Source organism: Streptomyces sp. NPDC056296, from assembly GCF_042268605.1.
GTDB lineage: Bacteria > Actinomycetota > Actinomycetes > Streptomycetales > Streptomycetaceae > Streptomyces.
In genome coordinates this window covers 17597-30790 of sequence record NZ_JBHJRX010000077.1, presented here as the reverse complement: position 1 = coordinate 30790, position 13194 = coordinate 17597, and the positions used below count along the sequence as shown (strand labels likewise).

General features: G+C 71.9%; 11 protein-coding genes and 1 pseudogene. 8 read left to right on the top strand and 4 right to left on the bottom strand.

Annotated elements, in window-relative coordinates; all coding sequences use genetic code 11:
• A partial coding sequence (locus tag ACFCZF_RS36770) for a hypothetical protein (protein ID WP_376675351.1) occupies positions 1 to 564 on the top strand: 564 nt, incomplete at its 5' end.
• Positions 565 to 837: 273 nt separating this feature from the next.
• Here ACFCZF_RS36770 and ACFCZF_RS36765 read toward each other — a convergent pair.
• Both ACFCZF_RS36765 and ACFCZF_RS36760 read right to left on the bottom strand, forming a co-directional pair.
• Complete coding sequence (locus ACFCZF_RS36765) at positions 838 to 1284, bottom strand: hypothetical protein (protein WP_376675350.1); 447 nt, start codon at positions 1282 to 1284, stop codon at positions 838 to 840.
• A gap of 194 nt (positions 1285 to 1478) precedes the next feature.
• Positions 1479 to 2141, bottom strand: coding sequence for a hypothetical protein (locus ACFCZF_RS36760; RefSeq protein ID WP_376675349.1), 663 nt, complete (start codon positions 2139 to 2141; stop codon positions 1479 to 1481).
• Positions 2142 to 2250: 109 nt separating this feature from the next.
• Between ACFCZF_RS36760 and ACFCZF_RS36755 the strand changes: the two genes are divergently transcribed.
• On the top strand, positions 2251 to 2379 hold the full coding sequence (locus ACFCZF_RS36755; protein ID WP_376675348.1) for a hypothetical protein: 129 nt from the start codon (positions 2251 to 2253) through the stop codon (positions 2377 to 2379).
• 154 nt (positions 2380 to 2533) lie between these two features.
• Here ACFCZF_RS36755 and ACFCZF_RS36750 read toward each other — a convergent pair whose 3' ends face one another.
• Both ACFCZF_RS36750 and ACFCZF_RS36745 read right to left on the bottom strand, forming a co-directional pair.
• Positions 2534 to 3073, bottom strand: coding sequence for a GNAT family N-acetyltransferase (locus tag ACFCZF_RS36750; protein ID WP_376675347.1), 540 nt, complete (start codon positions 3071 to 3073; stop codon positions 2534 to 2536).
• The gene (locus tag ACFCZF_RS36745; protein WP_376675346.1) at positions 3070 to 4356 is read right to left on the bottom strand and encodes an XRE family transcriptional regulator; all 1287 of its coding nucleotides are present in this window, start codon (positions 4354 to 4356) and stop codon (positions 3070 to 3072) included. The genes ACFCZF_RS36750 and ACFCZF_RS36745 overlap by 4 nt, the downstream gene beginning before the upstream one ends.
• A gap of 235 nt (positions 4357 to 4591) precedes the next feature.
• Between ACFCZF_RS36745 and ACFCZF_RS36740 the strand changes: the two genes are divergently transcribed.
• The 6 genes and pseudogenes from ACFCZF_RS36740 (at position 4592) to ACFCZF_RS36715 (ending at position 13170) form a co-directional block, all read left to right on the top strand.
• Positions 4592 to 5038 carry an ATP-binding protein gene (locus ACFCZF_RS36740; protein ID WP_376675345.1) on the top strand — a complete coding sequence of 149 codons (447 nt, stop codon included), beginning with the start codon at positions 4592 to 4594 and terminating at the stop codon, positions 5036 to 5038.
• Between the two features lie 181 nt (positions 5039 to 5219).
• Positions 5220 to 5399: an FxLD family lanthipeptide gene (locus tag ACFCZF_RS36735; protein ID WP_337307842.1), complete on the top strand. Its 180-nt coding sequence runs from the start codon at positions 5220 to 5222 to the stop codon at positions 5397 to 5399.
• 227 nt (positions 5400 to 5626) lie between these two features.
• Positions 5627 to 8572, top strand: a pseudogene (locus ACFCZF_RS36730) (lantibiotic dehydratase).
• Positions 8569 to 9858: a lanthionine synthetase C family protein gene (locus tag ACFCZF_RS36725; protein WP_376675344.1), complete on the top strand. Its 1290-nt coding sequence runs from the start codon at positions 8569 to 8571 to the stop codon at positions 9856 to 9858. The pseudogene ACFCZF_RS36730 and the gene ACFCZF_RS36725 overlap by 4 nt, the downstream one beginning before the upstream one ends.
• A gap of 28 nt (positions 9859 to 9886) precedes the next feature.
• Complete coding sequence (gene fxlM, locus ACFCZF_RS36720) at positions 9887 to 11980, top strand: methyltransferase, FxLD system (protein WP_376675343.1); 2094 nt, start codon at positions 9887 to 9889, stop codon at positions 11978 to 11980.
• 95 nt (positions 11981 to 12075) lie between these two features.
• Positions 12076 to 13170 carry a hypothetical protein gene (locus ACFCZF_RS36715; RefSeq protein WP_376675342.1) on the top strand — a complete coding sequence of 365 codons (1095 nt, stop codon included), beginning with the start codon at positions 12076 to 12078 and terminating at the stop codon, positions 13168 to 13170.
• The last annotated feature ends 24 nt before the right edge of the window (positions 13171 to 13194 follow it).

Below are 13194 nucleotides of genomic sequence, written 5' to 3'. Positions count from 1 at the left end.
ACCGATCGCCTTCGAGAACGCCTTCCACCTCACACCAACTACGCTTGCACCAGCCGCATAACCCGTGTTCAGGATTCGGGGTCAAGGCCCGACCTGCCGAGGGAAATGCGGCAGTGGTTGCTGGAGAACGACATCGATGCCAGCAGGCAGCCCGACGGTCAGTCCTGCCTGGTGGCGCTGGGTTGCAAGATAGACATACCCGGCGGCCATCTGCTTCTCGGACTGACAGATATTCAGCGGGTCTACCTCAGCCGGATGGGCCTGGAGGAGATGGACCCGTCCGCAGACCCCGAATACCCGTTCTGGCGTCGCGAGTGGGTGCCCATTGCCGCAGAGCGCGATGGTCTCTCCGGGACGTTCTTGGACACCCTCAGCGGAGCCATCGGATCCTGGGACGAGGCCTACGGTCCCGAGGAGGGCGCATACGCTTCGTTGTTCGCCTTCTTCCAAGAAACAGCGGACCGGCTCGAAGGTGTGTCCACGGGCGACTGGAAAGGCCCTGGCCGGACTGCTATGCCCCGTAGGCTCGATCCTCGCCCGGAAGAGGAGCCGATACGTCTCTAAGCACGTGCCAACGGATATGTAGTAAATGACCGTGGGCGCATCCCTGCGTCCATCCGCGAGGCTTACGAGATGTCCCAGAGGTGAGCGTCAGCTCAGGCTGGGCCGGTCAGCACCTTTTGGCGGATGGCATCCATTCGTTGATCGCGGCAATGAGGACGGTGGCCTCGAAGCGGACCGCGAGTTGGTCGAAGCGGCAGGCGGAGTGCTGAATGAGCACATGCGACAAGTCGAATGCTTCCTTGGTGACAACCAGACTGCTTCGACAGCTCCTCTTCACCAGCTCGCGTCCCCGCTCCCGGCGCGGCCGCGCCCCGCCAGCCGGTCGACCGGGCGAAGGTCGGCCGCAGTTCGGTCCGCCGGCGCGCCACCGGCATGACCGCCACCGCGGCCGAGGACGCACGGCTGCAGCAGCACGTCGACCACGACCGCGAGGACCTGGCCGACGACGAACGGGGTCCGGCCGAAGTCGCTGAGTGGGAGCGCATCGCGCAGCTGCTCGTTGCCACCGGCGGGACGTACGACCCGGAGACCGACGCCGTCGTCCAGGACGAGGTCGCCGCCGACCAGCGAGACGCGGAAGCCGAGCAGCAGCGCCGCCAGGAGCAGCAGTAGCTCGCCGCCCGCACCGACGAACTCGCCGCGCTGGCCCGAGCTGGCCGACTCGGCGCGGTCGTGGAGAGCCGGCCCGGAGACGAGGCCGCCCGTGGCCTCTCGGTCCACCGAGGCGACTATCACCCCGCGTGGTCGACAGATGGCTGGCGCAGGCCCTCGCCGACCGCTCCGGCCACTACGCCGACCCGGCCACCCGCACGGCCGCCGTCGGCTCGCTGCCCCCGGCGGTGCGGGCCCACGCCGCCAGGGACGAGGCGGGCGCCGACAGTTGGTCGGCACGGAGCCTTGAGGTGGTCGAGCGGTCAGTCGTTGAGCGCGGCGGAGGGCTCGTTGCCGTTCTGGGCCTGCTGGGACCGCTTGGCGAACATCGTGGCCAGACCCCGAACACTGTCCTCGTCGATGTCGCCCTTGTGCGCGGCAGACTCCATGGTCCACAGCAGCGTCGTGCCGACCCGGGTCTGGGTCACGGCGCCGGGCTCGCCGTTGTAGCCGGCGGTGCCGAGCCGGGCATCGTGCTCGTCACCGATCGGGCCGAGCTTCAGGGTCTTGGCTCTCTGGCGCACCGGGCTGGCCTGGTTGCGGTAGTAGCCGTTCCAGAGCACGTCGTATGCGTCCTGGGCGGCCTGTTCGCTGTCGTAGGCGACGATTCGGAAGGTGACGGAGGCGGAGGGGTTCTCGCGCTGCAAGGTCGCGGCGCCGAAGAAGCGGGAGTTCTCGCAGCCCGCGTAGCCCTTGAGGGGGCAGGCCTCCCCGCGGTAGAGCCTGTTCATCTCGACGGCTGTGGGCTGGAAGGACTGCTTCCAGCCCGTCATGACCTCGCCGTCCGGCAGCGTCTGGCCGACCTGTTCCCTCGTGAGCGCCGCCGCCTTGCCGGTTGTGCTGTCGCTCTCCGGCGCGCCTCCGCAACCGGTCAGCAGCAGTGCCACCGCGGTCGCCGCGTACCACCGGTGCATTCTCAAGGCCATGCCACCACCCCCTCGAGTTGGTCATCGTACGCGGACCGTCTTCGCGCGGGGCGTACCGGCCTTCGGCCGCTGCTGCCAGGGGCTGTCACGTTGTCACGCCGGACGGTTCTTGGCAGATGTTCCGCAGGTCGCGGGCGGGTTCGGGGGGAGCGTGACAGTTGGCTCGCGCCGTATCCGCTTCACCGACGCCTGGGCCAGCGCCAGCTACCACCTCGACGAGGACGACGACCAACCCTGACGCCTTCCTCTGGCTCAGGGGTGCGAGTCATCAGCAATCCGGACCAGTCGTGGCAGACGGCGGCCTCATCGTCCGGCGTGTCATCTCATGGGGTCGAGGCGCTCAACCTACGACGCTGTCGCGCAGGGGCGCTCTGCCCTGCCACGCGTCTCGGTCAGCGAACGGCACGGATCATCACGGTGAGGACCGGCGACGCCGGTGACGGCTGGCTGTGCCCGATGTCCTCGTACCCCCAGGACCTGTAGAGCGCGTGGACCTTTCCGTCCCCAGCGGCCGGGTTGACCATGAGCGTGACGAACGGCTCGTCGCGCGTGGCGAGGAGGGCGTCGTGGATGCGCCGGGCGGTGCCGGTCTTGCGCCAGGCCGGTCGGACTCCGATCTCTTTCAGGGCCACGGCCGGACGCTCGGTGTACTCGTCCGCCGGCGCTGGACCGGTGCGCTGCCAGTAGCGGTCGCCGTGGCCGATGGCGTTGCCGTAGGCGTAACCGACCGGGTGTCCGTCCGCGTAGGCGAGGACGGCCGTGAAACCCGGCTCGCCGCCGTGTCGGTCCAGGCGCTCGCCGAACGCGGTGACCGCGTAGTTCGGCAGGTGGAGGAGTGGGGCGCGCACATCGGCGTAGACGTCGAGGAGGTCGCCGCGGGCGGTGTCCAGGGTGGTGAACGTGCGCAGTTCGATGGCGGGAGCCGTGGTCATGCGGCCATCCTCCAGGTGGCGGTGTGCTCGGTCCAGGCCTGCACGGTGGAGCTACGGGGCGCGGTGGCACGCAGCGCGGCCCCGAACTCCTGCAGCATGCGCGTTACCCGGGCGTGCTGGGTGGCCGCGTCGGCGGGGACCTTCATCGCGGTGGTCGCGGCGGCGTCGGCGGCGCCTTGCGCGAGTTGGGCGTGCGCGAGACGGGTCGTGGTGATGGCCCGGGACCGGACCATGTGGGGGCGCAGGGCGGCCAGGCAGCGGTGGGCGTGGTACTCGGCGGTCGGGTGGTCGCCGAGTGCCAGGTGGGCGGACAGGGCCAGGGAGTGCAGCTCGGCCTGGTCGTAGAAGGCGAGCATCCATACGGGCCGGTAGTCGCCCGGGTCGGCACGCAGCATGGCGTCCTGCGCCTGGTCGAACGCACGGCGGGTGCCGGTGCGGTCGTGCGCCGCGCCGTGGATCGCCGCCTGCCGGGCCATGCCGAGGGAAGCGAACATCGGGTCGCGGCGCGTGATGTGCAGGTTGCGGGCGACGTCATTGGCGGCGAACGCGTCGGCGGGTCGGCCCATGTGGCGGTACATGGTGCCCGTGTGGCTCCAGATGCGGAACTTGATGGCCTGGTCGCCGGACATCTCGGCGAGGGCCTGGGCCTCGCGCATGTGCGTCTTGGCGACGTCGTAGCGGCGGCCGTCGATGGCGGCCCACATCGCCGACGAGCGGAATGCCGCCGCTGACGCGTAGAGGCTGCTGCGGACGCGTTGGGTGGCGCTGCCGGCGTTCTGGAGGTTCAGCGCCTCGTCGGCGAGAGCGGCTGCCCGCTGTTCGATGCCGAGCCGGCCACCGTGGCGGTGGTCGCTGGCGATGATCTCGGCGAAGCGCTTGTTCAGGCGGTCGACGTCGCTCATGCCGATTCGGCGGGGTGCTGCGGTGCCGGGCGCGGCTGCTGCCACGGCGGCAGCCGCCGCGATGCCGCCGACGAGGGTGCGGCGCTTCATGTCGGGGTCCTCCTGCTGCGGTGGGGCGGGGGTGGACGAAGGCCGACCCCGTGGCACGAATCCCAGAGCGACGGCGGGCAGGCCGCTGACATCCTCGAGCGCTTTGCGGGTGGCTGATTTGGGCCACATGACCCGGCCTGCCTTCCAGGCTCGTACCGACGAGCCGTCGAGGCCGCCCGTCCGCCCGGTCAGCCGCTCGAGGGCCCTGTTCACGGCGTCGGCGAGGCTGTTGGAGCTGTAGCCGTGTTCGGCCATCCACGCCTCAAGCACGACGTTGCGCGTGGTGTCCATGCCTGAACGGTAGCCCTGACGGCCCCTCACCCACCAGGTAAAGAGAAAGTCAAATCACCCTAGGTCTTTCCTCGGAATGGAGGGTAGATCGTCCTAACCACTCGGCTGCGGCAGCGAGTTGTCTGGTTACTGGTCGCTCGCCGCTCCCCGGCGCGGCGGCTGTTGACGGTTCGGCCTCCCCTGGTGCCTTCCCAGGGGTGAGCCGGGCACCGAGACGACGCGAGGGCTCAACCCGATGACGAGTCTGATGACGCCAGTGCAGCCCGCTTCCACCGGACATCCCGCCTACAGCCAGACCTTCCCGTGCGAGCCGTCCACCGCCGAGACCGGTCGGCGGCTCGTCCGTGACGCCCTCGGCGTATGGCACCTCGACGACCTCGCCGACATCGCCGCGCTGACCATGTCGGAGCTGATCGCGAACGCCGTCACGCACACGTCGTGCCGCTCGATCCGCCTGATCGTCGGCCGGCCGAGCGCGACACGGATACGTGTCGGAGTGGTGGACCGGGCGCCTTCACGCCTACCGGTCCTCGGCCGGGCCGGCGAGGACGAGGAGTCAGGGCGTGGCCTGCTCCTGATCGACGGCATCGCCGACCGCTGGGGCTATGACCTGCACGGCCCGCACAGGCGCCCATGGGGCAAAGAGGTCTGGGCCGAACTCTCGACGAAGGGCGACCGGTGAGTACCTCCGCGCTGCCCCGGGCGGTCCTGGCCGTCGCCCGCCTCCGCAGGACCTCTTGACGACGACGGCCGACGGCCGACCGCCGTCTCACCAGACCCCGTCTCCGACCATGGGGCGCCGTGCCGTACGGCCGGGGACGGGCAGCACCGCACAGCAACCTTCCAACCCCATAGGAGTTGAAATGACCCGCAACACGGTAGTACCGAGCAGCACTCACGCCAGCCGGCAGACCCCGAGGACGTCGGACGGCTTCGACCTGGACGTATCCCTCATCGAGGTGGCGGACCCGGCGGGCCTGGTCAACCTGACCGACGACAACTGCGGATCCACCTGCGGCGCCTGCACCACGAACGTCGCCTGATCCGAGGCTTCACGTCTTCGCGGGCTGGTGCTGCCGCGCCGTGTGGCGTGGCGGCACCAGCCGCCCGTCCCTCACCCACGGAGGTAGTGGTGGCTGATCCGTACCCGGCGTTCCGCGCCGGCACGACCGCTCTCGTACGAGCCGTTGCCCGGCCGGCACTGCCGTGTCCTCCGCTCCCTGACCTCGATGACCGCTGCGCCGGCGGGGTCGCCACCTGCGCCGAGTGGCTGCGTGCGGTCCTGGCCGACGGCGACCTCGCCGAAGCCCTGGAACACGCCAGTCCGGTTCTGGCCGCTCGGGTACGGAGCGTGTGCACGTCCCCTGAGCCGTCCACGCGAGAGGTGCGGCGTACGGCACTGTCCGTGGCCCGCTACCTGCTGCGTTCTCAGTACAGGGCGACGCCGTTCGGTCTCTTCGCCGGTGTGACCACCGCGGGATTCAGTCCGAAGGCGCGCGCAAGCTGGGGCGGGGAACACGTGGTCGTCGGCCATGCGGGCGCGGAGTGGCTGGCCGCTGTCGTCGAGCGGATGGAGTCCTGCCCGGACCTCCTCGAACGCCTGCCCGTGGTCGTCAACAACACCGTGGCGCGTCGCGGCGACCGGCTCATCGTGCCGTTTCAATCCGACGCCGAGGACGAACGGACTCGCGCGGTGGAGGCGTCGCTGGCTCTGACCGAGCCTGTGAGCCTGGTCCTCACCGCGGCGCGGGAGCCGATCAGGGGCGGTGAGCTCGCGGACAAGCTCGAGGCGGAGTTCCCCGAGGCCGGACCGGAGAAGGTGCACCGGCTGCTGGCGGAGCTGATCCGACGGCGTGTGCTGATCACGGGCCTTCACGCGCCGAGCACCGAGACCGACGCCCTCGGATATCTGCTGGATTAGCTCGACGTGATCGACGCGGATACCCTCCCCGCGATCGCGGGGATCGTGCGCGAGTTGAGGGAGATTCGCACCGCGCTGAGGGAGTGCACTTCGCGCAGTGGTCGCGACAGTGCCGCAGCGCGGATGAGGGCCCTCGTGCCGGGCCTGCGCCGACACCCGGTCGCGCTCGACCTGCGCCTGGACGCGCGGCTCGTACTGCCGGACGCGGTCGCCCGCGAGATCGAGCGCGCCGCGCTGCTCCTGGCCCGGGTCAGCGCCCGCCCGTACGGCACCGCGGCGTGGGGCGCGTACCACCAGCGGTTCTACGAGCGGTACGGCATCGGCACGATGGTGCCGCTCCAGGAAGTCGTCGCCGACAGCGGCATCGGTTACCCCGAGGGCTACCCGGGCGCCTCGCCCGGCGCCCGCCGGCCTCGCCTCTCCGCCCGGGACGACGCCCTCGTGCGGCTGGCGCAGACCGCCGCGCTTGACGGCCGTGACGAGGTGGTCCTCACCGACGAGCTGATCGACGCCCTGGACGCGGGGCCTGCCGAACCACGCCTGCCGCCGCACCTGGAGGTGGGAGTGCGGGTCCATGCGGCCGACGTGGAGGAGTTGCGGCGTGGGCGGTTCCGGCTGGAGGTCGTGAGCGTGTCTCGCGGTGCCGGCGTGACGACGGGCCGTTTCCTCGGCGTCCTGGCCCCGGCCGACCGTGTGGCCCTGGCCGCCGAACTGTCCGGCCTTCCGGCCACCGACTGCAACACGGTGCCCGCTCAGCTCTCCTTTCCGCCGCTCCTGCCGGAAAGCGCCCACGTAGCGCGGGCCCGGAGAGTCCTACCGACGGTGATCAGCCTCCAGGAACACCGAGCCCCCGCCGCCGGCCTCCTCGGGCCTGCGGACCTGGCGGTGGGGTGCGACGGCCGCCGCATGTACCTGGCCGATCCGGAGCGCGGCCGACGCATCGAGGCCGTCGGGATGCACGCGCTGAACCTCCGCACGCACACTCCGCCGCTGGTGCGCTTCCTCACCGAGTTGTCCCGCGCCCAGTGCGCGCAGGTCACCGTTTTCGACTGGGGCGCCGCGGCGGTGATGCCGTTCCTGCCGCGCCTGCGGTACGGGCGCATCGTGCTCGCCCCGGCCCGCTGGCGGCTCGAGGCGTCCGAGCTGCCCGGCCGCGCACACCCCCGGGCCGAATGGGACGCCGCCCTCACCAGCTGGCGGGACCGGCGGCGGCTGCCTCGGCGGATCCACCTCGTGAAGGACGACCGGCGTCTCCTTCTCGACCTCGACGAGGCCGGCCACCGGGCGCTCCTGCGCCACCACCTCGACCGAGTACGCGAGGCCGTGCTCGTCGAGGCGGCGGAACCGGGGGCGTTCGGCTGGTGCGACGGCCGTGCCCACGAGGTGGTGGTGCCGCTCAGGGCGACCCGGCCGTCGCCGTGGCCGGAGCTGCCCGCCCCCACTCCGGCTCGGGCCTTCGCCATGGCCCAGACGCAGACCCCGGCCACTTCGTCGGTGCTGCTGGCCGCGTTGTACGGCGACGCTCGCCGCCAGGACGCACTGCTCTCCCGCCACTTGCCTGATCTGCTCGAACGGCTCGGTGGCCCGCCGTGGTGGTTCATCCGCTTCCGCGATCCCGAGCAGCACGTGCGCCTGCGCATCGCGCTCCCCGCCCCGGAGGCGTTCGCCGAGACGGCCCGGACAGTGAGCGCGTGGGCCGACGAGTTGCGCGGCGCCGGCCTGCTGGCGGACCTGCGGTACCCGACCTCCTACCGGGAGACGGGACGCTGGGGCTCCGGCGCCGCATGGGACGCGGCCGAGGACGTGTTCCGCGCGGACTCGCGCGCCGTCCTGGCTCAGCTCTCCCAGCCGCGGCGCCCGCACGGGCGCACGCTGGTGGCCGCGCACACCGTCTCCATCGCCTCCGCGTTCCTCGGCAGCACGGAAGCCGGGATGCGCTGGCTGATCGACCACGTTCCGCCCACGGCGCCAGGGCCCGTACCGCGCCCGCGGTTCACCGATGCCGTACGTCTGGCCGACCCAGGCGACGACTGGGCGGCACTGCGCGCCGCCCCCGGGGGAGCGGCCGTCGTGGCGGCGTGGGCGGATCGTGACGCGGCGCTCGCCGCCTACCGGCGTCACCTGCCCGGCCCTCACACGCAGGGCATCGCCCTCGACGACGTCCTGACGTCGCTGCTGCACGTCCATTTCGTACGGCACATCGCGGTGAACTTCCCCGAAGAAGAGGTCTGCCTCCACCTTGCCCGTGCTGCCGCCCTGGCCTGGACCGCCCGCACCACCGGGAGGACCCGATGACCGCACAGGCCGCACAGGCCGCACAGGCCGCACAGGCCGCGCTGCGCCTGGCCGACGCCGTCGCCGAGCAGCTCGCCACTCCCGACGGTGTGTTCCTGCCGAGGGCACATCGGCAGCACCTCGCCCATGGCCTCCCCGGCATCGCGCTCCTGCACGTCGAGCGGGCCGCGGTCGGCCTCGGCCCCTGGCAGCGCGCCCACGACTGGCTCGCCGCCGCCTCCCGCGAACCGCTCACCAGCGGCCCCGACAGTCACCCGTTCTACGGGGCACCCGCCTTCGCGCACGCCCTGGCCTGCGCCGCCGATCACCTGCCCGGCGCCTACCGGCGCGCTCTCGACGCTCTGGACCGGCAGACGGCGGCCGATGCGCGCCGCCGCGTCGACGCCGCTCACCGCCGCATCGACATCGGACGCCTCCCGACGCTCGCCGAGTTCGACACCATCCGGGGTCTGACCGGCTACGGCGCCCACCTCCTGCGCCGCGACCCCGACTCCTCCGCCCTGCGCGCCGTCCTCGGCTATTGCGTACGCCTCACCCAGCCGATCACCCATGACGGAGAGACCCTGCCGGGCTGGTGGACGCAAACGGGTCCTTCGGGGCGCCCGGACGAACGCTTCCCCGGCGGACACGCCAACAGCGGCATGGCGCACGGCATCGGTGGTGTACTCGCGTTGCTGGCGCTCGCCGCCCGGCACGGCACCTTCGTCGCAGGCCACGACGGAGCGGTGCACCGGATCCTGGCATGGCTGGATCGCTGGCAGGAGGACACCGGCCGAGGCCCGGCGTGGCCGTACTGGGTCACCCGGGCCGAACTGCGCGCCGACCGCCTCGCCCCGTCCGCGCCGCGGCGGCCGTCGTGGTGCTACGGCACCGCCGGCCTCGCCCGCGCCCGACAACTCGCCGCACTCGCCCTCGGCGACACCCGTCGCCGACTGAACGCCGAGAACGCGCTCGTGGCCGCCCTCACCGACCCCGCCCAGCTCAAGGCCACGACGGACAACGCCCTGTGCCACGGATTCGCCGGCCTCGCACACATCGCCGCCCGCGCGGCCGACGACGCCCACCCCTCGAACTCCGGACAGTTGCGCGCCGTGATCCCGGCACTCCTGGCCGCCGTCCATCCGCCGGGCACCGACCCCGTGCACACCGCCACGACGCTCATCCAGGACGAGGAGCGTGGCCCCGGCCTCCTCGACGGCGCAGCCGGTATCGCGCTGGCCCTCCTCGCGTCCAGCGCCGCCGCACCGCCCCGATCCGCCTGGGACGCCTGCCTGCTCGTCTCCTGACATCCCCCATCGACCGAAGGACATCCGCATGCCCCCGGACCGCTGGCAGCAGCACAACATCACCTTCGCCGACCGTGAGAGCGCCCAGCGCGCCATCGCCGACCGCATCGTCCCTGTCCTCCTCGCCGCCGAACAGGACGGACAGCTCACGGGCTGGTGGTTCATGAACAAGCAGCCCTGGCCGCTGCGGTACCGCGCCGACGAGCCTTCACCCGCCGTGGAAGCGATGCTGAGCGACCTCGTCCAGGACGGCACGGTCGTATCGTGGCTGCCCTGCGTCTACGAGCCCGAGACCGAAGCCTTCGGCGGGACCGAGGCCATGGAAGTCGCTCACGAGCTGTTCCACCAGGACAGCCGCCACCTGCTCACCCACGAGCCCGGCCCGGGGGATCTCGGGCACCGGGAAATCGCCGTGCTGCTGGCGAGCGCGATGATGCGGGCGGCCGGGCTGGACTGGTTCGAGCAGGGCGACGTGTGGGCGAAGATCGCCGCCCTCCGGCCGGTGACCAGCCATCCGCCCTCCGAACGAGCCGCCGAACTGGCGCCCGCGATGCGCAAACTGATGACTGTGGACGCCCACGGACTGTGCCGCCCGAGCGGCCCCCTCGCCGGGCACGGCGGATGGGTCGCCGCCTTCGAGCGGGCGGGTGCCGAGCTGGCTTCCCTCGCTGATCGTGGTGCCCTCACACGCGGTCTTCGAGCAGTCATCGCCCACCACACGATCTTCCACTCCAACCGCGCCGGCCTCCGCAGGGACGACCAGAGCGCCATGTCCGACATCGCACGAGAGGTAGTCATGGGAACGAATGACAGCGCCGCACTGTCCGCACTTTCCGGCGAAGCAGCGACCGACACGGACGGCGTCCACGAGGTGAACGACACGAGCACCACCCCCACGGCGGACGCCGAACGCCTCCGCAACGCCCTGGTCGACCAGCTGCGCTCGGACGGGCACGCCCGTACGCCTGCCGTCGAGCACGCCCTGCGGACCGTGCCGCGCCACGTGTTCGTGCCCGACGCGTCGCTCGAGGAGGCCTACGCCAACGCCCCGGTGCACATCAAGTACGACACCGACGGCACCTCGATCTCGTGCGCCTCCCAGCCGGGCGTCGTGGCCCTCATGCTGGACCAGCTCGATGTCCGGCCCGGCGACCGCATCCTCGAACTCGGCGCCGGCACCGGCTACAACGCCGCCCTGCTCGCCCACCTGACCGGCGAGAGCGGACACGTGACCACCCTCGACGTCGACGACGACCTGGTGGAGGACGCCCGCGCGCACCTCGCCGCCGCCGGGACCGGCAACGTCACGGCGGTGACCCGCGACGGCGCCCTCGGCCACGCCGAAGGCGCACCGTACGACCGGATCATCGCGACCGTCGGCGCGCACGGCGTACCGCACGCCTGGCTGCGGCAACTCGCGCCCGGTGGCCGGCTCCTCGTCCCTCAGCGCCTCAAGGGCACAGTGTCCCGCTCCATCGCCTACGAGCAGCGCGACGGCCGATGGGTGTCCCTCGGCAGCGAGATGAACACCTTCATGCCGCTCCGTCGGGGCATCGCCGACGACGACCGCCGCGTCGTCCCGCTCAGCACGGACGGCACCGTACGCCTGCAGGCGCCGGCCGGGCACGGGCAGCACATCGACGCCGACGCCCTCGTCGGCGCCATGTACCAGCCGCGCACCGAGGAATGGACCGGCATGACGGTACGCGCCATGGAGTCGCCCGAGTGGATGGAGCTGTTCGTGGCCTGCTCCCTCCCCTCCGGCCTGATCCGGATGCTCTTCCCCCAGAGCGCCAAGGGCACTCTGCTCACGGACGACCCCTACCCCTCGTCGACCGCGGCGGTCGACAAGGGCGCCGTCACCTACCTGGCGCGGCGCCTGTCGGAGCGGAAGACGCCGGGGGACGGCAAGCTCTGGGAGTTCGGCGTGATCGGTCACGGCCCCGGCGGCGACGAGCTGGCCGCGAAGGTCGCCGAGGCCATCCGCACCTGGGACCGGGAGTACCGCGGTCGTGAGGCGACGTTCGAGATCCAGCCCCTCGACGCCCCCGCGATCGAGCAGCGCCCCGGCCTCTTCGCACTCGACACCCCGCTGAACCGCATCGTCGTCGACTGGCGCTGACGCCGCCCCACGCAGCGGACGGTGCCCGCCGGCCACACGCCGGCCGACGGGCACGGCCGTCCCGGCACCAACTCGCACTCATGCCCGGGAGACCCATGGATCCGCACGGACCCACAGCCCAGCGCTTCCCGCTCGTCGCCCGATTCCGGCCTCCTTGCCTGCCTCTGCCCGAGCGCGTACGCGACCTGGTCGAACTCGCCGACACCGCGGTCGAGAAAAGCGACCAAGGGCTCGCATCGGCCGCCTGCAACCAGGCCGCGCTCATCGCCTCCGACGTCGGCCTCCCCGACCTCGCCCGCGCGCTGTGCCGCCGCCACGCCGTCGCCTACCTCCACGCCTGCCCCCTGCCCGGCATGAGCGCGATCCGCGGCCTGGAACCCGTCGTCAACCTCGCCCGCCTCCAGATCCGCGCCGGACACGCGGACGAGGGACGTCGGCGGCTGCTCGACCTGTACTCGGCGGTCGAGGCGGGTACGGCCGCCCGGTTCGAGGGCGTCGCCGTACCGTCGGACCTCACCGCGACCGACGAGGACCGTCGTGAGGTCCGCGCGTGGCTGTGGCGCGTGCTCCTCGCCGATGGCACCCGCACCCTCACGACCACGGGACGGTGGGCCGAGGCCGAAGCGCACATCGAAGCCCATCGCGGCGTCGGCAGCCGGATGCTCGACGGACGCCAGACCGCGGTACTCGCCGCACTCACCGCCGGCGACACCGTCCGGGCCGCCGTCCTCCTCGCCGACACGACGCCCGGCGACCCGTGGGAACAGGCCGTCACAGCCTGCCTGACCGTCCTCTGCCGCCGCGCCGCCGGGCAGCCGGTCGACCGCCAAGTGGCGGACCTGGTGACGGCGTACATCGGCCGGATAACCGAACCGGGCATGACCGTCTTCGACACCCGCCTCGGCCTCACGGCCCTCGACGCGACCGGTGCCACCGAGACACCTGCCGCACGCCGCATCGTCGACGACCTCCACCGCAGGACGACGAAGGCCAGGGACGGCTACGCGGCCCGCGAGATCCTGGCCAGCCCTTTGGCCACCGCGATCGCCTCGGGTCGGCAAGCGCAGGATTGCCGTGACTTGGTGAGGGCCTGCGCCCTCGGGGGAGGGGCCAGCCCCAACGAGCTGAGAGGAGACCTCCTTTCGGTCGTGCGCACCGGAGACAGCGTGATCCGGGCAAGTCTCGCCTGAGTGTTCGACCTTGGAGTACGCCCC